The 21,924-nt window shown below is 63.7% G+C and carries 20 protein-coding genes; 9 read left to right on the top strand and 11 right to left on the bottom strand.

Features of this window, described 5'->3' with window-relative positions:
* Positions 1 to 144 precede the first annotated feature (144 nt).
* The gene (gene miaB / locus HXS65_RS00170) at positions 145 to 1,494 is read right to left on the bottom strand and encodes a tRNA (N6-isopentenyl adenosine(37)-C2)-methylthiotransferase MiaB (protein ID WP_077373068.1); all 1,350 of its coding nucleotides are present in this window, start codon (positions 1,492 to 1,494) and stop codon (positions 145 to 147) included.
* A gap of 810 nt (positions 1,495 to 2,304) precedes the next feature.
* On the opposite strand from miaB, the gene HXS65_RS00175 reads away from it, so the two are divergent.
* Both HXS65_RS00175 and tmpT read left to right on the top strand, forming a co-directional pair.
* Positions 2,305 to 2,991, top strand: coding sequence for a TIGR04211 family SH3 domain-containing protein (locus HXS65_RS00175; protein ID WP_307722825.1), 687 nt, complete (start codon positions 2,305 to 2,307; stop codon positions 2,989 to 2,991).
* Positions 2,992 to 3,061: 70 nt separating this feature from the next.
* On the top strand, positions 3,062 to 3,745 hold the full coding sequence (tmpT, locus tag HXS65_RS00180; protein WP_255304378.1) for a thiopurine S-methyltransferase: 684 nt from the start codon (positions 3,062 to 3,064) through the stop codon (positions 3,743 to 3,745).
* 139 nt (positions 3,746 to 3,884) lie between these two features.
* Here tmpT and HXS65_RS00185 read toward each other — a convergent pair whose 3' ends face one another.
* The 3 genes from HXS65_RS00185 to ggt all read right to left on the bottom strand — a co-directional run bounded on the left by HXS65_RS00185 (position 3,885) and on the right by ggt (position 7,713).
* Entirely contained in the window at positions 3,885 to 4,487 is a 603-nt protein-coding gene (locus HXS65_RS00185; protein WP_077371405.1) for a YajG family lipoprotein, read from the bottom strand.
* A gap of 157 nt (positions 4,488 to 4,644) precedes the next feature.
* Positions 4,645 to 5,910: an MFS transporter gene (locus HXS65_RS00190; RefSeq protein ID WP_255304379.1), complete on the bottom strand. Its 1,266-nt coding sequence runs from the start codon at positions 5,908 to 5,910 to the stop codon at positions 4,645 to 4,647.
* 132 nt (positions 5,911 to 6,042) lie between these two features.
* Positions 6,043 to 7,713 carry a gamma-glutamyltransferase gene (ggt, locus tag HXS65_RS00195; RefSeq protein ID WP_255304419.1) on the bottom strand — a complete coding sequence of 557 codons (1,671 nt, stop codon included), beginning with the start codon at positions 7,711 to 7,713 and terminating at the stop codon, positions 6,043 to 6,045.
* A gap of 368 nt (positions 7,714 to 8,081) precedes the next feature.
* Between ggt and rpe the strand changes: the two genes are divergently transcribed.
* On the top strand, positions 8,082 to 8,789 hold the full coding sequence (gene rpe / locus HXS65_RS00200) for a ribulose-phosphate 3-epimerase (protein WP_077373074.1): 708 nt from the start codon (positions 8,082 to 8,084) through the stop codon (positions 8,787 to 8,789).
* A gap of 7 nt (positions 8,790 to 8,796) precedes the next feature.
* A complete protein-coding gene (locus HXS65_RS00205) occupies positions 8,797 to 9,138 on the top strand; it encodes a GIY-YIG nuclease family protein (RefSeq protein ID WP_176492860.1) in 342 nt (113 codons plus the stop codon).
* Positions 9,139 to 9,218: 80 nt separating this feature from the next.
* Here the strand turns inward: HXS65_RS00205 and HXS65_RS00210 are convergent, their stop codons facing one another.
* Positions 9,219 to 10,520 carry an NAD(P)/FAD-dependent oxidoreductase gene (locus tag HXS65_RS00210; protein WP_077371416.1) on the bottom strand — a complete coding sequence of 434 codons (1,302 nt, stop codon included), beginning with the start codon at positions 10,518 to 10,520 and terminating at the stop codon, positions 9,219 to 9,221.
* Positions 10,521 to 10,812: 292 nt separating this feature from the next.
* Here HXS65_RS00210 and HXS65_RS00215 point away from each other — a divergent pair, with 292 nt between their 5' ends.
* From HXS65_RS00215 to trpC, 5 genes are all read left to right on the top strand, one after another.
* Entirely contained in the window at positions 10,813 to 11,634 is an 822-nt protein-coding gene (locus HXS65_RS00215; protein WP_375782199.1) for a phosphoglycolate phosphatase, read from the top strand.
* 107 nt (positions 11,635 to 11,741) lie between these two features.
* Positions 11,742 to 13,229 (top strand): anthranilate synthase component I, encoded by a 1,488-nt coding sequence (trpE, locus tag HXS65_RS00220; RefSeq protein WP_077373081.1) that lies wholly within the window; start codon positions 11,742 to 11,744, stop codon positions 13,227 to 13,229.
* Between the two features lie 322 nt (positions 13,230 to 13,551).
* Positions 13,552 to 14,187: an aminodeoxychorismate/anthranilate synthase component II gene (locus HXS65_RS00225; protein ID WP_077371419.1), complete on the top strand. Its 636-nt coding sequence runs from the start codon at positions 13,552 to 13,554 to the stop codon at positions 14,185 to 14,187.
* A gap of 75 nt (positions 14,188 to 14,262) precedes the next feature.
* Entirely contained in the window at positions 14,263 to 15,309 is a 1,047-nt protein-coding gene (gene trpD / locus HXS65_RS00230) for an anthranilate phosphoribosyltransferase (protein WP_084209260.1), read from the top strand.
* Entirely contained in the window at positions 15,309 to 16,136 is an 828-nt protein-coding gene (gene trpC, locus HXS65_RS00235) for an indole-3-glycerol phosphate synthase TrpC (RefSeq protein ID WP_176492861.1), read from the top strand. The genes trpD and trpC overlap by 1 nt, the downstream gene beginning before the upstream one ends.
* Positions 16,137 to 16,311: 175 nt before the next feature.
* On the opposite strand, the gene HXS65_RS00240 is transcribed toward trpC, so the two are convergent.
* From HXS65_RS00240 to ugpA, 6 genes are all read right to left on the bottom strand, one after another.
* Positions 16,312 to 17,121, bottom strand: coding sequence for an HAD-IIB family hydrolase (locus HXS65_RS00240; RefSeq protein ID WP_084209799.1), 810 nt, complete (start codon positions 17,119 to 17,121; stop codon positions 16,312 to 16,314).
* Positions 17,122 to 17,176: 55 nt separating this feature from the next.
* On the bottom strand, positions 17,177 to 17,962 hold the full coding sequence (locus HXS65_RS00245; protein WP_167593051.1) for a DeoR/GlpR family DNA-binding transcription regulator: 786 nt from the start codon (positions 17,960 to 17,962) through the stop codon (positions 17,177 to 17,179).
* Between the two features lie 7 nt (positions 17,963 to 17,969).
* Positions 17,970 to 18,761 (bottom strand): glycerophosphoryl diester phosphodiesterase, encoded by a 792-nt coding sequence (locus tag HXS65_RS00250; RefSeq protein ID WP_176492862.1) that lies wholly within the window; start codon positions 18,759 to 18,761, stop codon positions 17,970 to 17,972.
* A gap of 192 nt (positions 18,762 to 18,953) precedes the next feature.
* Entirely contained in the window at positions 18,954 to 20,063 is a 1,110-nt protein-coding gene (locus tag HXS65_RS00255; RefSeq protein ID WP_084209798.1) for a sn-glycerol-3-phosphate import ATP-binding protein UgpC, read from the bottom strand.
* Between the two features lie 131 nt (positions 20,064 to 20,194).
* Entirely contained in the window at positions 20,195 to 21,040 is an 846-nt protein-coding gene (gene ugpE / locus HXS65_RS00260; RefSeq protein ID WP_084209256.1) for a sn-glycerol-3-phosphate ABC transporter permease UgpE, read from the bottom strand.
* Complete coding sequence (ugpA, locus tag HXS65_RS00265) at positions 21,040 to 21,915, bottom strand: sn-glycerol-3-phosphate ABC transporter permease UgpA (RefSeq protein ID WP_077371440.1); 876 nt, start codon at positions 21,913 to 21,915, stop codon at positions 21,040 to 21,042. The genes ugpE and ugpA overlap by 1 nt, the downstream gene beginning before the upstream one ends.
* Positions 21,916 to 21,924 lie beyond the last annotated feature (9 nt).

Raw genomic sequence — 21,924 nt, forward strand, 5'->3', positions numbered from 1 at the left:
CTGAGTGAAACCCGGCTGCCACGTCGTTGAGAAGAGCTTAATGCGCGATGGCCGTACAGGGCAATTGTCCTGTACGGCCAACGTGGCTATCCGCTTGATAGTGGGGGCTGATGGCGCCTCGTCAATCCCTGGGGCGACGAGTGATCAATAGCGATAGGGAGAGGCGAGCTCGCCACGCAGCGAATTGGGATAGGCCTCGGTGATCTCGACATCCACCAGGTAGCCGATCAGCTCGGTCGGGTTGGCGGCGCGGAAGTTGACCACGCGATTGTTCTCGGTACGCCCGGACAGCAGGCCCGGATCGCGCGGCGAGAACCCGGAGACCAGAATGCGCTGGGTGGTGCCGACCATCTTGCGCCCGATCTGCATCGCCTGCTGATTGATGCGCTCCTGCAGGATCATCAGGCGCTCCTTCTTCACCTCCTCGGGCGTATCATCCTCGAGGCTGGCCGCCGGGGTGCCGGGGCGCGCCGAGTAGATGAAGCTGAAGGAGTGATCGAAGCCGATCTGGCCGATCAGGTCCATGGTGTCCATGAAGTCCTGATCCGTCTCGCCCGGGAAGCCGACGATGAAGTCGGAAGAGAAGCTGATGTCCGGACGCAGCGCACGGATGCGCTCGAGCTTGTCGATGTAGAGATCACGCTCGTGGCCACGCTTCATCGCCGCCAGAATGCGGTTGGAGCCTGACTGCACCGGCAGGTGCAGGTGGCTGACCAGCTCGGGGATCTCGCCGAAGGCCTCGATCAGCGAGTCCTTGAACTCCAGCGGATGCGAGGTGGTGAAGCGGATGCGGTCGATCCCCTCGACCTGCGCCACGCAGCTGATCAGCTCGGCCAGGTCGATCTCCTCGCCCAGCAGGTTGAGGCCGGCGTAGGCATTGACGTTCTGGCCCAGCAGATTGATCTCGCGCACACCCTGGTCGGCCAGATGGATGACTTCATCCATCACCTTCTCGAAGGGGCGGGAGACTTCCTCACCACGGGTGTAGGGCACCACGCAGAAGGTGCAGTACTTGGAGCAGCCTTCCATCACCGAGACGAAGGCGCTGGCGCCGTCGCTCTTGGGCGCGGGCAGGTTGTCGAACTTCTCGATCTCCGGGAAGGTCACGTCGACCACGGAGATCTGCTTGAGGCTCTCGCGACGCGTATTGAGCATCTTCGGCACGCGGTGCAGGGTCTGCGGGCCGAAGACCATGTCCACATGTGGCGCGCGCTTGCGCAGGTTGTCGCCTTCCTGACTGGCCACGCAGCCGCCGACACCGATCACCAGGTCCGGATTCTTCTCCTTGAGCTTCTTCCAGCGTCCCAGCTGATGGAACACCTTCTCCTGCGCCTTCTCGCGGATGGAGCAGGTGTTGAGCAGGATGACGTCTGCCTCGGATTCGTCGCTGGTGACTTCCATCTGGTGCGATTCGCCGAGCAGATCCGCCATGCGCGCGGAGTCATACTCGTTCATCTGGCAGCCGTGGGTCTTGATGAAGAGTTTCTTCGCCATTGCCTTGTGTGAACGCTCTGAGCTGCGCGCCGAACCTTCGTTCACTCCCGGCTCTCGACACCTTGGGTGGCGGAGGGCTTGAGAAGTGGTCAGGAGAAGGGGCGCGACTTGTGATGAATGAGCCCCGAGGCCTGAGCCTGGCGGGAATCGAGGGCGTGGCAGCCTTGAGACGTGATGCTCACTGCGTGCCTGAGCCGAAATCAGGACGGCATAGTATAGGAGTCTGACGGGCATGCGGCCAGCCCTCAGACCGTGGCGGCCCCTGCAAGCTCTGGGGTTTCTCATGGAAATGTCGGGGGCGGGACGGGAGTGGCGAGAGGCTTGCACGCATGGCTTCAGGCTGAGAGTGGCTGTGGTATCCTCACGGGCAGATTGGCGACGTCCGCGTGTGATATCCGTCTCAAGCCCGTGTTGCAGGGCAAACAGGCAGCTGTCAATAGCTTGATTTATTGAGGTTTTCATGCCGACAGTGGCGGCACTGGTGCTGGTCAAAAAATAAACGATTTGTTGGCGAGGCAGGCATTTCGCCGTGCGCGGACCTTCCATCGTCACGTTGTCCCAAGACTTATCCACAGAAAGTGTGGATGTCTGATGACAGCGAAATATCTACTACGTCCCAGCGGTATAGTGATGTCAGGCAGGAAGCCTCGCGTCACGCAACCTGTCAGACAGCGCATGGGCAGATCAAGGCATGCCACGGCATGCCGACAAGCGGTCGACGGTGTTCGGCAGATGCGTTCGGAAGCCTCGATTCCGATGCCTGCTCGTCAGCGGCGACCACCGCCCTCAGACACCCATGAAGAACGCGACATGATGCGATCACTCACTCTCAGCACCTTTTCCCTTCGTTCACTCGGCAGCGTGAGCCTGCGCTCATTGCGCCGTGCCTTGCTTGGGCTTGGCGTCACCGGCAGCCTGATGCTGGGACTGTCTGCACCGCTGGCCAATGCCGCGAGCGAGCGTTGGGTCTCTGACAATCTCACCACCTTCGTGCGCAGCGGCCCCACCGATGGTTACCGTATCGTGGGCACGGTGGAGGCCGGGCAGCCGGTCGAGCTGCTCGACGTCCAGAATGACTACAGCAAGATCCGCACCGCCAGCGGTGACGTGGTCTGGCTGCCTTCCGCCGACCTTCAGGACACGCGCAGCGTCAATGCGCGTGTGCCGGCCCTCAGCAGCAAGGTCAAGGAGCTTACGGCCAGGCTCGATGGCATCAATGACGAGTGGGAAACCCGGGTCTCGGACATGAAGGCTGGCCTCGAGACGCGTCAGGCGCGCATCGAGGAGCTGGAAGCCTCCAGCAACAGTCAGTCCGCGGAGCTTGAGCAGGCCCGCAGCAAGATGCGCAAGATGCAGGCGCTGCTGGACACCCAGAAGCAGGACCTGCTGATGCGTTACTTCATGTATGGCGGTGGTGTGGCCGGTGCCGGACTGCTGGTCGGCCTGATCGTGCCGCACCTGCCGCGCCGCAAGAAGAAGCGTCACGGTTTCCTGTAATTCGTGAAGGTCTCCACTCGCCCGAGTGTCGCCGCACTCGGGCATCTCCAGATTCCAGGAGGGCTCTCCCATGTCAGCAGATGACCCCGTGTCAGCGTTGATGTCAGGCAATGCCCCGGCCAGTGACCCCTGGCTTGCGCGTTGGGCCGAAGGCCGGATCGGGTTTCATCTGCCGGCGCCCCATCCGGCGCTGGAGCGCTGGTGGCCGCGTCTCGACGTCGCGCCCCAGGCCAAGGTGCTGGTGCCGCTGTGTGGCAAGAGTCTGGACATGCGCTGGCTGGCGGCTCAGGGGCATCCGGTGCTGGGGATCGAGCTTGCGCGTCAGGCCTGTGAGGCCTTCGTGGCCGAGGGAGTCGGGGATGTCTCGCGCTATCGACTGGATCACTTCGAATGCTTCCGTCAGGGGCCGGTCGAGCTGTGGTGCGGAGACTTCTTCCACTTCCACATCGATCATGTCGATCATCTCGATGCCTTCTATGACCGTGCGGCGCTGATTGCACTGCCCGAGGCGACTCGCCAGCGTTATGCCTTCCATCTGGCTCAGCTGTTGCCGCCCGGCGCTCGCGGCCTGTTGATCAGCCTCGAGCGTGACACGGAGCGTGAACAAGGGCCGCCGTTTCATGTCTCGGAGGCGGAAATCCGGCGGCTGTTGGGCGCCAATTTCACGCTGGAGGTGCTGGAGCGCCGTGCGCCGGATGATCGTGGTCTGCACGAGACGGTCTGGGCGCTGGTGCGCAAGGGGCCCAGAGAGTGATTGACTGATCCACCCCGCCGCGATGCCTGGCGGGTCTGCCTCATCTCGTGAAACGCCACCGCCGCCCATTGGGCGGCGGTGGCGTTTTCGTTGGACGAGCAGGTGGTGCGGGGCTGCTTGACGCGTCTCCCGAGTGGACTTACTGGTCCAGCTGGCGGATCAGGGTGGTGTCCTGGAAGGCGCGTGTCAGGGCATCCCCGATCACCAGAGAGACCAGTTCGGTATTCTTCTCCTGGCTGGGCTTGAGGGCGTAGCCCTGATCACGCGTGGCGGTATAGCTGCCGGTGTAGCGCTGCTTGCCGGAGACCGCGACCGCCTGGATCACTCCGTTGAGTGCCGCGGTGTCGGTGAGCAGACCGCCGCGCTTCACGCCATAGGCCAGCTCGGTCAGCGAGAGGGTCAGTTCGGTGGCACCGGCATTGGCCTGCTCGGCGGTCACCGGCACGAAGCCCATACGGCGCAGGGCGCTGATGGCCTGTGCCTCCAGCTTGGGCGTCAGATCGCCGGTCGGGACCACCAGATAGCTGGAGGCGTTGGTGGCACCATCACGGGTGCCGATGCGCTCAGAGGGTCGCTCGTCGCGCACTTCCACCACCACCTGCTGGCCATGGCCGACCACCCCCATCTCGCCAACCTGCGGGTTGACGTACAGGCGTTGCGGGCTGGTGCCGCAGGCGCTGAGTAGCGCGGTCGTGGCCATCAAGGCCACGCTCATGCAGGTAATACGCAGGTGTCGCATCATCGTTCGGGCTCCCGGGCCGGTGGCCGGTCAACAGTGGAAGGATCACGAGAGCCGGCTGAATGGCAGGCTCCCGGATTGATGGGCGCGAGTATAGGGTCAGATCGCGCCGGGTGAGTAGTGGAAATTCTGGCTCATGGCTGTTCCCGTTCGGCGACGCTCACTGGCCGGGCGGCACCCGGCGCGTCAATGCCAGCAGCCCCAGCAAGGGGCCGGGCAGAATGCTCAGCAGCAACAGGCTGCCCTGTGCGGCGATCAGCGGGGTCAGCAGGGCGATCGAGACCAGTGACAGGCTGAAACCGATGGCATTCATCAAGGCCAGCGCACTGGCCTGCAGCTCGACGGGCGTGCCGCCGGCCGCCAGCGCGGAGAATTGCGGGGAATCGATCACGGCCATCAGACTCCAGAGCGCCAGCAGGCCCAGCAGCAGGCCATAGCCGGCCTCGAGTTGCATGGCACCGACGAACAGCAGGGTGAGGATCACCGAGCCCGCCAATCCCAGGCGCGCGACCCACAGACTCCCGCGGGTGCGCGACAGCCAGCCTCCGACCACGCAACCGGGTCCGCCCACCGCGATCACCATGAAGCTGTGCAGCGCCAGTTGCGTGGCCGAGAGCGAGAGGCCGTTGAGTCTGGCCATGGTCGTCAGCAATAGCGGCACCAATGCCCACAGCGTATAGAGCTCCCACATGTGGCCGAAGTAGCCCAGCGCGCCGCGCACGAAACCGGGATGACGCCAGGCGGCCAGCCCTCGTGTCGCGCGGGCAAGCAAGGACGTCTGCGACGAGGCAGGCGCTGGTGCGGGCGGGGCGACAGCGGGCAGCAAGGCCACCAGTCCGGCCCCGGCCACGGCCAGCAGCGAGGCCATGCCGATCGCCGCCCCCCAGGGGAGCGAGAAACTGCCACTGAGTTGCAGGGCAGCCAGGCCATGTGGCAGCGAGGTGCCCAGCACCAGCATGCCGACCAGCCAGGCCAGTGCAGCTCCGGCGCGGTCCGGGGCCGTCTGTACCATCAGCTTGAGTCCGATGGGATAGATGCCGGCCAGCGCCAGGCCGGTCAGCACGCGCAGCGCCGAGGCACTCAACAGCCCCGGCGCGAGGATGAGCGCCAGGTTGGTCAGCGCCCCCAGCAGGCACGAAGCCATGAACAGGTGGCGTGCCGCGAAGCGGTCTGCCAGTCCCGCCAGCCCCAGGGTCAGGGTGCCGACGATGAAGCCGCCCTGTACCGAGGAGGTCAGTTGCCCCAGGGCGCCAGCGCTCTCGCCGGCAAAGTTCCAGCTCGCCAGCATTGGCGTCAGCACGGCATTGGGCGTGAACCACAGGCTGGTGCCGAACAGCTGAGCCAGCGCGATGAGGGCGACGGGGTAACGGCTGGCCAGTTGCCGCCAACGGGCATCGGCCGAGGAAAGAGACTTTGAGGAGGACAAGAGAGCACCTGGTTGAGCGCGAGCGACATGAAAACGGGCGACACCGTGGAGTGTCGCCCGTATCGCAGGTCCTGACCAGTCAGGCAGATGACGCATCGCTCAGAGCGTCAGGCGCAGCGCGAGTGGCCTCGCTCAAAGCCCCATGGCCGAGGAGGTGGAGCGGCGCGGGTCGGCACCGCCATAGAAGGTGCCGTCCTGGATCATCACGGACTGGATGGCCCCCATGGCGTCCTTGGTGACGACCTTGTGGCCCATCGCCTCGAGCAGGCGGATGGTGTCCTGACTGATGCCCGCCTCGATGCGGATCTCATCCGGCAGCCACTGGTGGTGGATGCGCGGAGCGCTGACCGCCGACTGGATGTTCATGCCGTGGTCGATCACGTTCATCAGCACCTGAAGCGTGGTGGTGATGATGCGCGAGCCGCCGGGGCTGCCGGTGACGAGGAAGTTCTTGCCATCCTTCATCACGATGGTCGGGCTCATGGAGGACAGCATGCGCTTGCCCGGCTCGATCTTGTTGGCGACGCCACCGATCAGGCCATAGGCATTGGGCACGCCCGGCTTGGCGGAGAAGTCATCCATCTCGTTGTTGAGCAGGAAACCTGCGCCATCCACCACGATGCCGGAGCCATAGCTGAAGTTGATGGTGTAGGTATTGGAGACGGCCAGGCCATTGCCATCGGCGATCGAGAAGTGGGTGGTCTGGTTGGATTCATAGGGCTGCGGCTTGCCGGGCTTGATCTCGCTGGACGGCGTGGCCTGGTTCATGTCGAACTGGCCGCGCAGCTCCTTGGCGTAGTCCTTGGAGGTGATGCCGGCCAGCGGCACATCGACGAAGTCGGTGTCGCCCAGATACTCGGAGCGATCGGCGTAGGCACGGCGCATCGCCTCGGCCATCACGTGGATGGTGGCGGCGGAATTGAAGCCCATCGCCTGGATGTCGTCACCCTCGAGCATGTTGAGAATCTGGACGATGTGCGCCCCGCCGGAGGAGGGCGGGCTCATCGAGAAGATGTCGTAGCCACGATAGGTGCCATGGACCGGCTCACGGATTTCCGGCTCGTAGGCCTTCAGGTCATCCATCGTCATGATGCCGTCATGGCGATCCATCTCGGCGACGATCAGCCTGGCCGTCTCACCTTCATAGAACTCCCGTGCCCCATTGGCGGCGATACGCTTGAGCGTCGCGGCCAGCTCCGGCTGCTTGAACAGCTCACCCGCCTCGTAATTGCTGCCGTCTGCCTTGTAGAACACCTTGGCGGTGCTGTCCCACTTGGCGAGGCGGTCCTTGGCATCGCTCAGCCCCTTGGCGAAGCGGGTCGGGATGACGAAACCGTCTTCCGCCAGCTTGATGGCCGGAGCCAGTGCCTGCTCGAGCGTCAGGGTGCCGTAGTCCTCCAGTGCCTTGGCAAGACCGGCCACGGTGCCGGGCACGCCCGCAGCGCGATGCGTGAAGCGAGACCACTCGGCCACGGCTTCGCCATTCTCGTCCTGGAACATCGTCTCGCTGGCCGCAGCCGGAGCTTTCTCACGGTAATCGATGGCGACCACCTTGCCGGTCTTCTCATCGGACACCAGCATGAAACCGCCGCCCCCGATGTTGCCGGAGCGGGGTTGGGTCACGGCCAGCGCGAAGCCGGCCACCACGGCGGCATCGACGGCATTGCTGCCTTCCGCCAGGACATCACGTGCGACCTGTGAGGCCAGGTAATGGCTGGTGGCGACCATGCCATGCTTGCCTTCCACCGGATGGAAACGCTCGCCTTCCAGAATCGCGCTGCTGTCCGCGAAGGCGGCCGGCATCGCGGTGGGCAGTAGACCTGCCAGAGGCAGTAGTGCCGCCGCGGCGAAGGTCTTCAGACGCTTGCGTGCTGCACAAGGGGTGTCGAACATGAGTGGTAGTCCCTTTATCGTTATTGGAGTCGCTGCATGGCGTCGGTGACGCGCGCGCCACGTGCTGTCGTGAGTCGCATCGGGAGTGGCTACCCAGACGAACCGTTTTACTATCAGATGCTAATGCACCAATTTCAACCTCGATGACGACGGCGTCCGTCGCGCAGAGGGGAACGCAAGCGCTGGTGCCGGAACGGCATGACGCTTCACACAGTGCCTGTCTTTTGTGAGAGGGTGACGTAAAATGCCCCTTCCACTTGCTGATGGCGCCTGATGACATGTCTGATCTACTGCCGAATGATTTCAAGATTGCCCCGTCGATCCTGTCTGCCGACTTCGCCCGCCTGGGGCAGGAAGTCGAGGATGTGCTGGCGTCCGGTGCGGATATCGTGCACTTCGACGTGATGGACAATCATTACGTGCCCAACCTCACCATCGGTCCGATGGTGTGCAAGGCGCTGCGTGACTATGGCATCACGGCAGAGATCGATGCGCACCTGATGGTCACCCCGGTGGATCGCATGATCGGCGACTTCGCCGAGGCAGGCGCCAGCTTCATCACCTTCCATCCGGAAGCCTCCGATCACGTCGATCGCTCGCTGCAACTGATCCGTGACGCGGGCTGCAAGTCCGGCCTGGTCTTCAATCCGGCCACGCCGCTGTCCTATCTCGATTACGTGATGGACAAGGTCGACATGATCCTTCTGATGAGCGTCAATCCGGGCTTCGGCGGGCAGTCCTTCATCCCCGGAACGCTGGACAAGCTGCGTGAAGCGCGCCGGCGCATCGATGCCTCCGGCTACAACATCCGTCTCGAGATCGATGGTGGCGTGAAGGTCGACAACATCGCCGAGATCGCGCGTGCCGGTGCTGACACCTTCGTCGCGGGTTCCGCCATCTTCAATGCGCGCAGCGACAGCGATGCCAACCGCTATGACAGCGTGCTGGCGAAACTGCGTGCCGAGCTTGCCAGCGTGCGTGGCTGATCCGGCCATGCCGGAAGCGACTGTGCCGGGAGAACCGCGTGTCGCGGACGCGGCGGCGCAGACGGGCGAGACGTCATCCGAGTGGTGGCTGTATGTCCTCGAGACGGCCCAGGGGCGCCTCTATACCGGCATCAGTACCGATGTGACGCGTCGCCTGAGCGAGCATGCCGGCGGCAAGCGGGGCGCGCGTGCCCTGCGTGGCAAGGGGCCCTTGACGTTGTGTTATCAACAGGCGGTCGGGGATCGCTCGCGGGCACTCAAGCTCGAGTACCGCGTCAAGCAGCTGAGTGTCTCCGCCAAGCGGCGCCTGATTGCCGGCGAACTGACGCTGGAGAGCCTGCTCGGGTAAGTGCCTGAACGCACAAGTGCCTGAACGAAAAACGCCCCCGACGGAGACCGTCGGGGGCGTTTTTCGTTCTGAGCGGGTGATCAGTGCAGCTTCATCTTCGGACGCAGGTAGCGATTCAGGCCATCCACGATGACGGTCATGCCGGTCTTGATCACGCCGTGGATCGCCATCTGGTGCATGCGATACAGCGAGGCGTAGAAGAACTTGGCCAGGCGGCCTTCGATGAATAACGAGCGCGCGGAGGCGCCGCGCATCAGCGAGCCGACGGCATCGAAGTGCGCCAGCGAGATCAGCGAGCCATGGTCCTTGAACACGAATTCCTTCAGCGGCTTGTTGTCCATTGCCGCACGCAGATTCTTGACCATCAGACTGGCCTGCTGGTGAGCGGCCTGGGCGCGTGGCGGCACGCGCTTGTCATCCGGCTGCGGGCAGCTGGCGCAATCGCCGAGCGCGAAGATGGCGTCATCGTCGATGCTCTGCATGGTCTGGTGGACCTTGACCTGGTGGTTGCGCTCGGTGGACAGGCCCAGCTCCGACAGGAAGGACGGCGCTCGGATACCAGCGGCCCATACGCTCAGATCCGCCTCGATCAGGGTGCCATCGGCCGTGGTGATGCCGCGTTCGTCGGCACAGGTCACGCGGGTGTCAGTGTGGATGTCCACACCGAGCCGGGTCAGCTCCTTGGCGACCGGCTTGCCGATGCGCTCCGGCAGGGCCGGCAGGATGCGGGGAGCGGCCTCGATCAGATGCACCTTGACCTGACGATCCTCCAGCGAGGAGAAGCCATAGCTGTGCAGCATCTTTGAGGCATCGAACAGCTCGGCGGACAGTTCGACCCCGGTCGCGCCGGCGCCGATGATGGCGACGTTGAGCTGCTGGCGCTCACACTTGTCGCCATTGGCGCTGAAGCGCAGGAAGGTGTCGAGCATGTCGCGACGGAACTTCTCGGCCTGCTGCGGGCTGTCCAGGAAGTGACAGTGCTCGGCGACGCCCTGGGTACCGAAGTCGTTGGACACGCTGCCCAGCGACAGCACCAGATAGTCATAGCTCAGGGTGCGCGAGGGCAGCAGTACGGTGCCGTTGGCATCGTGGATGGCCGCCAGTGTCAGCTGCTTCTCTTCGCGCTCCAGGCTTTCGAGAGTCCCGCGTTGGAACTTGTAGCCGTGGGCCTTGGAATGGCCCTGGTAGGACACCTCATCAAGACCGGAATCCAGCACGCCGGTGGCCACTTCGTGCAGCAGAGGCTTCCAGATATGCGTGGAATTGCGATCGATGAGGATGATTTCGGCTTTCTTCTTGCGACCCAGCTTGTGGCCAAGCTTGGTGACAAGTTCCAGACCGCCGGCGCCACCGCCGACAACCACGATGCGGGGAATAGCCATGGAGAGCTCCTGAGAGTGACAAGATCGAAAAGGACAAGCAGAAACTGGCTGTCGCCGGAGCGTCGGGTTGCGCGTTTTTTCGTTGTCACTGGCGCCACACCCGGAGGGACGGTCGACTGAATGGCGCTATGGTAACGTGACCGCTGGCGTGCTAATAGTGGCAGGGTGAAGGAATGTAATTTTTTTACGGATTTTTCCAACAAAACAGATGAAACCATGCGTTGCGTGGATGAATGGCGGACGATTCTCGTCCCGTGACAGCCGGATTCAGCGAGTGATCTCAGGAGGCCAGGTGAGCGAAAAGACGGTAATGCAGACTTCCGACGAGGCGTCTGTCCAGACCGCGTCTCATTCCACTTCCACGCCCTGCGATACCGCGCGTGGCGGGGACGCTATCGGGCCCCGACCCGAGCAGGTACAGAGCCTCGATCACGGGCTGGCGCATCCGGCATTGCGGGGCATCAAGATGGTGGCCTTCGATCTGGATGGCACCCTGATCGACTCGGTGCCGGACCTTGCCAACGCGATCGACAGGATGCTGGTCGATGAAGGCTTGTCGGCACTCGGGGAAGACCGCGTGCGCGACTTCGTCGGCAATGGCGCGCGGGTGCTGGTGGAGCGAGCGCTTGAGGCGCATGGTCTGGCGACGGATGATCTGACGCGGGTCGAGCGTGCGCATCAGTGCTTCCTGGCGCATTACGCCGCGGACCCCAGCTCGCGTACACGGCTATATCCCGGTGCGCGTGACTGTCTGGAGGGGTTGCATCAGGCCGGTGTGGTCGTGGTGCTTATCACCAACAAGCCGGAAACCTTCATCGAACCGCTGCTCTCGCATTTCTCGCTGGCGGAACACTTCGCGCTGGCGTTGGGCGGCGACAGTCTGCCGACGCGCAAGCCGGACCCCGCGCCGTTGCTGTTCGCGGCCGAGCGCCTGGGGGTCGCGCCGCGGGAGGCGTTGATGGTCGGGGATTCACGTCACGATATCGCGGCAGGTCGCGCCGCCGGTTTCCGGACGCTGGCGGTGCCCTACGGCTACAACCACGGTGAGCCGATCGCGCGCAGTCATCCGGATCACATCGTCGAGTCCCTGGCCGAGCTGGTCGTCGCAGACTGAGCCTGCCAGACAGCGCTGCCGCCACCGGCACGCGATGATAGACTGACGCCAGACAAGCCGGTCGCGTACCGGCAACGCCCCCTCCGTGGAAGGAACTGCAGGTCATGATGACCCCACAACACTTCGCTGAACTGGCCGAGGCAGGCTACAACCGCATTCCCGTTACTCGTGACGTGCTGGCGGACCTCGACACACCGCTGTCCACCTATCTCAAGCTGGCTGACATGCCGTGGACCTTCCTGCTGGAGTCCGTGCAGGGCGGCGAGAAGTGGGGGCGCTATTCGATCATCGGCTTGCCGTGCCGTGAGCGCATCGAGGTGCGTGGTCAGGTCGTGGCGCATCTGGTCAATGGCGAGCAGACCGGCATGACCGAGGTGGAAGATCCGCTCGAGTGGATCGAGCAGTTCCAGACGCGCTTCCGGGTGCCGGTCATCGAGGGCGCACCGCGCTTCAATGGCGGGCTGGTCGGCTACTTCGGCTATGACACCGTGCGCTACATCGAACCGCGCCTGCGGGGCGTCGAGAAGCCGGACCCGCTGGGCGTGCCGGATATCCTGTTGATGGTGGCCGACGAGCTGGTGATCTTCGACAATCTCTCTGGCCGCCTGACGTTGCTGACCCATGCCGACCCCGAGACACCCAATGCCTTCGAGGCAGCCTGCGAGCGTCTCGAGCGCCTCGAGATCCAGCTTCGCAGCGCCACGCTGAATACCGTCAGCCCCGGTACCGGCGGTGATCCTGTCCAGGAGACCGATTTCACTTCCGGCTTCACTGAGGAAGGCTTCAAGGGCGCGGTCGAGAAGATCAAGGAATACGTGCTGGCCGGTGATGTCATGCAGTGCGTGCCGTCCCAGCGCATGTCGATTCCCTACCGTGCCGCGCCGTTGGATCTCTATCGTGCGCTGCGCAGTCTGAATCCCTCGCCGTACATGTTCTTCTTCAATCTGGATGATCATCACGTCATCGGCTCGTCGCCCGAGATTCTCTCGCGTCTCGAGGATGGTGAAGTCGCGGTGCGTCCCATTGCCGGAACGCGCGTACGCGGTGCCACCGAAGAGGAGGATCTGGCGCTCGAGAAGGATCTGCTCTCGGACCCCAAGGAAATCGCCGAGCACCTGATGCTGATCGACCTGGGCCGCAACGATGCCGGGCGCATCAGTCAGACCGGTAGCGTCAAGGTGACGGACCAGATGGTGGTGGAGCGCTACTCCCACGTCATGCACATCGTCTCCAACGTCACCGGCAAGCTGAAGGAAGGGCTGGGGCCGATGGACGTGCTGCGTGCCACCTTCCCGGCGGGCACGCTGTCCGGCGCGCCGAAGATTCGCGCCATGGAGATCATCGACGAGCTGGAGCCGGTCAAGCGTGGCATCTACTCGGGTGCGGTGGGCTATCTCTCCTGGCACGGCAACATGGATACCGCGATCGCGATCCGTACCGCCGTGCTCAAGGATCAGGTGCTTCACGTCCAGGCCGGTGCCGGGGTGGTCGCGGATTCCGTCCCGCAGTCCGAGTGGGACGAGACCCTCAACAAGGGGCGTGCGCTGTTCCGTGCCGTGGCGATGGCGGAGCGTGGCCTGGACAACCTGGACTGAATGCCGCGCCATGCACGACAGGGAGTGGCCCGGCGGCCTTGCGGGGCCGCTCCCTGCAATGTCGCATGTGATTGACACTCCCAACGGCTCAACGCACTATTGACCTATGACGCTACGTAACCCGCACGACCTCAGCCAGCAGTGGTGGCGCTCCTGAAAACGGGGCGGCTTTCGCATGTCTGAAGTTCGAGGACGTACGACCAGAAGAATGCCGCCGACCAGGGCGGCATTTTTGTTGCTGGACGGCGGGAACGACACCAAAGGAGGGCGGGCAGGCCGGTGAATCACGGCACGGATCCGCTCCCGAGAATGGACACTGACCATGCAGGCATTCACTTCGCAGGACGCCAGCGCGCCACGCGTGCTGATGATCGACAACTTTGACAGCTTCACCTACAACATCGTCCAGTATCTGAGCGAGCTTGGGGCCGAAGTGCTGACCGTGCGCAATGACGCCATCACGCTCGAGCAGATCGAGGCGCTCGGTGCCACGCATCTGGTGCTTGGGCCGGGGCCGTGCACGCCCAATGAGGCCGGGATTACCCTGGACGTCATCCGTCACTTTGCCGGCAAGCTGCCGATCCTGGGGGTCTGTCTCGGCCATCAGGCCATCGGTCAGGTCTACGGTGGCAAGGTGGTGCGTGCCCCTCAGGTGATGCATGGCAAGACCTCCGCCGTCCATCACGACAACAGTGGCGTCTTCGCCGCGTTGGCCGAGCCGCTGGAAGTCACGCGTTATCACTCGCTGGTCGTCGAGCGCGACAGCCTGCCTGAGTGTCTTGTCGTCACCAGCTGGACGGGTGACGACGATGTCACCCCGCAGCTGATCATGGGGCTGCGCCACCGCGAGCTGGATGTCGAGGGTGTGCAGTTCCACCCCGAGTCGATCCTCACATTGCAGGGTCATGAGCTTCTGGCTAACTTCCTGCGACGCGGCGAGGTCGAGAAAGCCGCTTGAGCGGATGCAGATCGCAAGAGTCATATTTCATTTTCATGCGTCAGCCGCCGAGGCTGGCGTCTGCGGAGACACAACATGCAGATGCGTGAGGCGATTGGCGCCGTGATGCGCCGCCAGCACCTGAGCTACGACGACACTCATGCGGTCATGACGGCCATCATGACCGGCGAGGCAACCCAGGCGCAGATAGGGGCACTGTTGATGGCCCTGTCGATGAAAGGCGAGACTGTCGATGAGCTGGCCGCTGCCGCGCAGGTGATGCGTGAATTGATGACGCGAGTCACGGTGCGCGCCACCGATGCGGTGGACATCGTGGGTACCGGCGGAGATGGGGCCAATCTGTTCAATGTCTCCACTGCCGCAAGTTTCGTCGTGGCCGCGGCCGGTGGGCATGTGGCCAAGCATGGCAACCGCAGTGTCTCCTCGTCGTCCGGCAGTGCGGATCTGCTCGAATCGGCTGGCATCCATCTGGCGCTGAATGCCGAACAGGTCGCGCGCTGCATCGATGATATCGGGGTCGGCTTCATGTTCGCGCCCAATCATCATGCTGCCATGAAGCATGTGATCGGTCCGCGTCGCGAGATGGGGGTGCGCACCATGTTCAACATCCTGGGTCCGCTGACCAATCCGGCTGGCGCTACCCGTCAGGTGCTCGGCGTGTATGACCCCGCGCTGGTGCCGCTGATGGCCGAGGTGCTCAAGCGTCTCGGGGCCGAGCATGTGCTGGTGGTGCACAGCGATGACGGTCTGGACGAGATCTCGCTGGCGGCGCCGACCCTGGTCAATGAGCTCAAGGATGGCGAGATCCGCGAATACCGCATCGCGCCGGAAGACTTTGGTATCGCGCGCCAGTCGCTGGATTCGCTGGCAGTCGCGACGTCTGCCGACAGCTTGAAGCTGGTGCAGCAGGCGCTGCGCGGAGACGAGGGGCCGGCCAGCGATATCGTGGCGCTCAATGCCGGTGCGGCCCTGTACGTGGCCGGTATCGCGGACAGTCTCAAGGAAGGCGTCAATATTGCCGAGGACGTGCAGGCCAGCAAGCTGCCCTTCGAGAAGATGAAGGAGCTTGCCGATTTCACCCGTGTCTACGCCCAGGTCAATGATGAAGGAGCGACCCGCTGATGAGTACCGAGCAACAGACGACTGACAAGGCGCTGCCGACCATCCTGGCCAGAATTCTGGCGCGCAAGGAAGAGGAGATCGCCGAGCGCAGTGCGGCGGTGGGCGAGGCGGATCTTCAGACGCTGATCGAGAAGCAGAGCGCGCCGCGTGGTTTCATCAAGGCGCTGACATCTCGTATCGATCGCGGTGAGCCGGCCATCATCGCCGAGGTGAAGAAGGCCTCTCCCTCCAAGGGCGTGATCCGTGAAGACTTCGCGCCGGCCGAGATCGCCGTGGCATATGAGCAGGCCGGCGCTGCCTGCCTGTCGGTGCTGACCGATGCCGACTTCTTCCAGGGGCATGAGGACTTCATGATCGAGGCGCGCGACGCCGTCTCGATCCCGGTGATCCGCAAGGACTTCATCATTCATCCCTATCAGGTGCTCGAGGCGCGTGCCATCGGTGCCGACTGCATTCTGCTGATCGTCGCGGCACTGGACGATGCACGCCTGAGTGCTCTGCATGATCAGGCGCGAGAGCTGGGCATGGATGTGCTGGTCGAGGTGCATGATGGCGAGGAGCTCAAGCGTGCGCTGGCGCTGGGGATCGAGCTGGTCGGAATCAACAACCGTGATCTGCGTAGCTTCGAGACCTCACTGGAGACGACGCTGGACCTGTTGACCGACATGCCATCGGGAGTGCACGTCGTGACCGAATCAGGTATCCATACCCGTGAGGATGTGGCGAAGATGCGTGACCGTGGTGTCCACGGCTTCCTGGTGGGCGAGGCCTTCATGCGCTTCGAAGACCCGGGTGAAGGCTTGCGTGGGCTGTTCTTCCCACAGTAGGTAGTCTGTACTTTGGTAATATTGTTATCTTTAAGATAACAAGAGCCCGTCTCGGGATGCCGAGGCGGGCTTTTTCATCTCGTCAGGTCAAGCTTGGTGAGCTCAGTTCGACGGGCTCAGCTCGAAGGACTCGGTCTGGCAGGCTCAGTACGACAAGTGCAGCCGCTCGGCAGTCTCAGTGTCCGCTGTCGATGGCTGCATGTGACCCGAGCAGGGCATCGGCGATTTCCTCGACCCCGGCGCCATGACCGTGGCGGGTCAGCCAGGCGGGCTCCCAGCCCAGCGCTGCACGATGCTTGAGGATATTGGCGACGCCCACGGTATGCCGGAAGGTAGCGAACATCGGCGCGTCATTGGGGGCATCGCCGACGTACATCACCTCCTGTTCCAGTTGCATGCGGTCCAGTCCGAAGGTCTCGGTCAGGACACGCACGGCCATGCGTGCCTTGTCGAAGTCACCCTGCCAGGCATTGATATGGATGGAGCTGGCACGCGCCTGAATGCCGGCGGCCGTGAAGCCGGCGATGATGGCGTGGATCTGTGCCTGCGACAGCGGGCTGACGGCCTGACAGTGGTCCACCGCGACATCCGCGTAGCGGAAGGGCTGGTCCTGGGCCAGTGCGGCCTGGGGATGGTTGAGCAGCAGCTGGCGCGCCACCGTCATCACATGGCGTTGACGCGCGCGAAGACGTGCTTCGTCCTCCCACCAGGTCGTGAGTATCCGCTGCCCCTGGCGCTGAAAGGCGAAGGCGCCGTTCTCCCCGATCACGGCGGCCACTGGCCAGGCCCTGGCGATATGATCGCACCAGCCGGCACAGCCGCCCGTGACCGGAATGACCTTGATGCCGGCTGCCTCCAGGCGCTCGAGTGCCGCCAATGTCGAGGCATCGAGTCGCCCTTCCCGGGTGAGGGTGTCATCGATGTCGGTCAGCAGGTAGCGAATGCCGGACAGGGTGGTGGCTGGGCAGTGAGCGAAGGCTTGCATGGTGATTCCGATCATCCTCGTGAGCGGTGGGCCACAGGGGCGGGGGCTGAGTGATTCATTGGCGGTACATCACCTGCAGTGAGTGAGCCTCCGCCTCGGTCAACGCCATCTGGTGCTCGCTGGCGTGTGGGGGGCTGTCGGTGATCAGCAGATCGATATCGGTGAGCGGGCCGATCCGGCACATGGCGGCACGCCCCCACTTGCTGGCATCGGTGACCAGGATGCGGCGTCTGGCATGCCTGAGCAGGGCGCGACTGACGGCGGCCTCTTCAGGGTCGAAATCCAGCAGCCCCTCGGCATCCAGCCCGCCACATCCCAGCACAGCGATGTCCACCTGATGTCGGGTGAAGAAGGCCACGGTGGCGCTGCCGACCACATCGAGATCCCGAGGGCGAAGCTGGCCCTCGGCAAGCTGCACGCTGACATCCGGGTGGCTGGAAAGCGCTTGTGCCACCTGCAGGTTGTTGGTGATCACGCGCAGGCCGCGCCGGGCGATCAGTGCCTCGGCGACAGCCACCACGCTGGTGCCGATTCCCAGTGCCAGCGAGGCGCCATCGGGTATCTCGGCGACGACCTGGGCCGCCATGGCCTGCTTGGCCGGTCTCGCCAGCATGCTGCGCTGGGTGTGGCCCAGATTGTGTCCACCCAGCGGACGTTCGATGCCGCCATGACGCCGTCGCGCCAGTCCGAGATCACACAGCACGCCGAGATCGCGGCGTATGGTCTGCGGTGTGACCTCGAAGTCCACGGCCAGCGGCTCGACGCTCAACTGGCCGTCCCGCGCCAGGCGCTCGAGAATGCGTAGCTGGCGAGGGCTCAATGTCTCCAGTGACTGGCTCATGGCGATCTCACGACAAGGTGCGTTCGGTACAGGGAGACTGCGCAAGGTCCTGCTCGGAGAAGATACCGGGGTCATCGCTGATGACGGCACTGACCCCCCAGGTCCAGCGAGGGGAGAAGGCCGCGGCATCGTTGGGCGTGTAGCAGAGCAGCTTGCGCTGGGTGGCCGTGACGCGATTTGCCGCGACACGTGTCAGTGCACGCCAGTCCGCATGTACGGTGACTGCCTTCACGTCCTCGGCCAATGCCTCCCAGTCGTCGGGAATGGCGTCGTAGAGCAGCCCGATCAGCACCTTGCCGTCACGTTCCCGGCTCATGCGCAGGGCTTGCGGGTCGAATGACGAGAGAATCAGCCGCCCGACGGGCAGCGCCTCGACCGCCATGGGCACGACTTTCTCGACCAGTGCTCGAGTGTCGTGCCCCGGACTCAGCTTGAGCTCGAGATTGAGCCCCATGCCCAGCGAGGCGATCAATGCCAAGGCTTCCTCGAGTGTCGCCATGCGTTCCCCGGCAAAGCGGGCACTGAACCAGCTGCCCACATCCAGCGCCCGAGCCGCTGCCAGATCCAGGTTTCTCAGCCGCCCACGCCCATCGGAGCAACGATTGACGCTGGCATCGTGCCAGATGACAGGAGTGCCATCCTTGAGCAGCTGGACATCCAGCTCCACCCATTGGTGGCCGGCCTCATGGGCGGCGCGGATGGCGCTGAGCGTGTTTTCCGGCGCGTAGGCGGACAACCCGCGGTGAGCGATGGCCATTGGCAAGGCAAGTGATGTGCCGTGGGAGAAAGATGATGACATCGATGAACCTCGTTGGTGGATGGTGTCAGGCTCGACGCGTCAGGACGAGCACCCGGCGTGTCCTTGTTACCATCCGATGATGACGCTACGGGGGCAATCACTTTTGTGTGCATGTGCCTTTCGCGACAGGTTCCGCTCCAGGTCCTGCTGCAGGTTTCGCTGTGGCGACTCGTGCGCAGGCCAGGTGCTCCATCACTCGTGAGTTGCCAGGCGCTTGCCATCCGCACCGAACAGATGCGCGCGTGCGGGCGGAATGGCCAGGCGCAGGCATTGCTCCTCGGCGACGGCGTGCTCGCCGTCCAGTCTCACCACCAGCGGCTCCGCCTGGCCGTCCAGTCGGCAGTACGCCAGGGTGTCCGCGCCCAGTGGCTCGACCAGCTCGATGCGGGCCACAAGCTCCGCGGCACCCGGTGGCAGCGGGCTGTCCGGCTGCAGAACCTCGAGATGTTCCGGGCGGATGCCCAACGTCAGTGCGGCGTCCATGGGAGTCGCCTCGTGTTCTCTGGCCGCCGGTCGCAATGCCAGGCGCGCGCCGCAGGGCAGCGAGAGGCCTGCCTCCGTACGGGTGGCGCTCAGGAAGTTCATGGCAGGCGAGCCGATGAAGCCGGCGACGAACTGGCTGGCGGGTCGGTCATAGAGCGCCATCGGCGTGCCGAACTGTTCGACGTGGCCGCCATTCATCACCACCAGGCGGTCTGCCAGGGTCATGGCCTCGGTCTGGTCATGGGTGACATAGACGGAGGTGACCTTGAGGCGTTTTTGCAGGCGGCGGATCTCGAGGCGCATCTGCACGCGCAGCTTGGCATCGAGATTCGAGAGCGGCTCATCGAACAGGAATACCTGCGGCTTGCGCACGATGGCGCGCCCCATGGCGACGCGCTGACGCTGGCCGCCGGAGAGCTGCTTGGGACGACGATCGAGCAGCTCGGTCAGGCCCAGCAGTTCGGCGGCCTCGCTGACGCGATGCTGGATCTCGTCCTTGGGCGTGCGACGGTTCCTGAGGCCGTAGGCCATGTTGTCGAACACGCTCATGTGCGGGTAGAGCGCATAGTTCTGGAACACCATCGCGATATCGCGCTCGGCGGGCTCCAGGTCATTGACGCGCTTGCCGTTGATCTCCAGATCGCCTTCGGAGATATCCTCGAGCCCCGCCAGGGTGCGCAGCAGGGTGGACTTGCCGCACCCGGAAGGGCCGACGATGACGATCAGCTCGCCCTCACCGAACTCCAGGTCGATGCCGTGCAGGGCCTGGTAGCCATTGGGGTACTGCTTCTTGAGCTGCTTGAGTGTCAGTGTTGCCATGAGATGAATATCCAAAGCGGTGCCGTGACAGGCGTGAGAGCGGTCCATCACGGCGGAACGGAATCAGGTGGCCGGGCGCAAGGCGTCAGGTAAAAGGAGCGCGAATCACGAGGTGCCGGGGCGAGAGAAGGTCACTTCTCGCTGTCCACCAGCCCCTTGATGAAGTAGCGCTGCATGAACAGGATCACCAGCACCGGCGGCCCCATGGCCAGCAGCGTGGTGGCGGTGACGTCCTGCCACGGCACCAGGCCGTCGCCGGTGGTCAGCATGCGCTTGAGGCTGACGACGATGGTCAGGTAGTCGGCATCCGTGGTGATCAGCAGCGGCCACAGGTACTGATTCCAGCCGTAGATGAACATGATCACGAACAGTGCCGCGATGTTGGTCTTCGACAGCGGCAGCAGGATGTCCTTGAGGAAGCGCCACGGCCCGGCGCCATCGATGCGTGCCGCCTCGACCAGTTCGGCCGGGATGGTCAGATAGAACTGGCGCAGCAGGAAGGTCGCGGTAGCGCTGGCGATCAGCGGCAGGATCAGGCCTGCATAGCTGTCCAGCATGTTGAGGTCGGCCACCACCTTGAAGGTCGGCAGAATGCGCACCTCCACCGGCAACATCAGGGTGATGAAGATCAGCCAGAAGCACAGCTTGCGGAAGCGGAACTCGAAGAACACGATCGCATAGGCCGCCAGTACCGAGATGATGATCTTGCCGATGGCGATGCCCAGTGCCATCAGCATCGAATTGAACAGCAAGGTCATCACGTCGGCGCCGAGACTGCTGACGGGGTCTTCCAGCAGGTGGCGGTAGTTGTCGAATCCTGCCTCGCCTATCCAGACGGGGGCGACGTTGGAGTAAAGATCGCCCATCTCGTGGGTGCTGGCGCTGAAGGCGATCCACACCGGCAGGAAGAACAGCGCGCAGCCGACGATCAAGAGCGCATGGCTTGCGATATCAAGCCCGGGACGGTTGTAGCGCATCAGTACTGCACCTTCTTCTCGACATACTTGAACTGGATCAGCGTCAGCACGCCGACGATGACCATCAACAACACCGACTGGGCGGCACTCGACCCCAGATCCTGACCGACGAAACCGTCTTCATACACCTTGTAGACCAGGGTGCGCGTCGAGCCGCCCGGACCACCCGAGGTGGTGGCATCGATGGTGCCGAAGGTCTCGAAGAAGGCGTAGACCACGTTCATCACCAGCAGAAAGAAACTGGTCGGGGAGAGCAGCGGGAAGGTGATGGTCCAGAAACGTCGCCAGGGGCCGGCGCGATCCATGGCGGCCGCTTCCAGCAGGCTCTTGGGGATCGCCTGGAGACCTGCGAGGAAGAACACGAAGTTGTAGCTCATCTGTTTCCAGATCGAGGCCAGTACCACCAGCAGCATGGCCTGGTTGCCGTTGAGGTTGTGATTCCAGTCGATGCCGATGGCGGACAGCAGTTCCGGCAGGATGCCGAGCGTCGGGTCGAACAGGAACAGCCACAGGACGCCGGCCACGGCAGGTGCGACGGCATAGGGCCAGATGAGGAAGGTCTTGTAGGTGCTGGCGCCACGCAGCACGCGGTCTGCCAGCACGGCCAGCCCAAGGGCGAGTGCCATGGCGCCGAAGGCGACGGCAAAGGAGAAGTAGACCGTCGTCCACAGGGTTTCCAGATATTCCGCTTCGCCGAGGACCGCGAGGAAGTTGGCAAGTCCGGCAAATTCACGTGAAAGCCCGAAGGCATCCTCGATATAGAAAGCCTGTTCGATGGCCTGCAGGGCCGGCCAGAAGAAGAACACGCCGACGATGATCAGCTGGGGGGCCAGCAGGATCCACGGCGTGAAGGGATGTCGATTGAAATGGGCCATGCAGCAGAG

Source organism: Cobetia sp. 5-25-4-2, from assembly GCF_013374075.1.
GTDB lineage: Bacteria > Pseudomonadota > Gammaproteobacteria > Pseudomonadales > Halomonadaceae > Cobetia > Cobetia marina.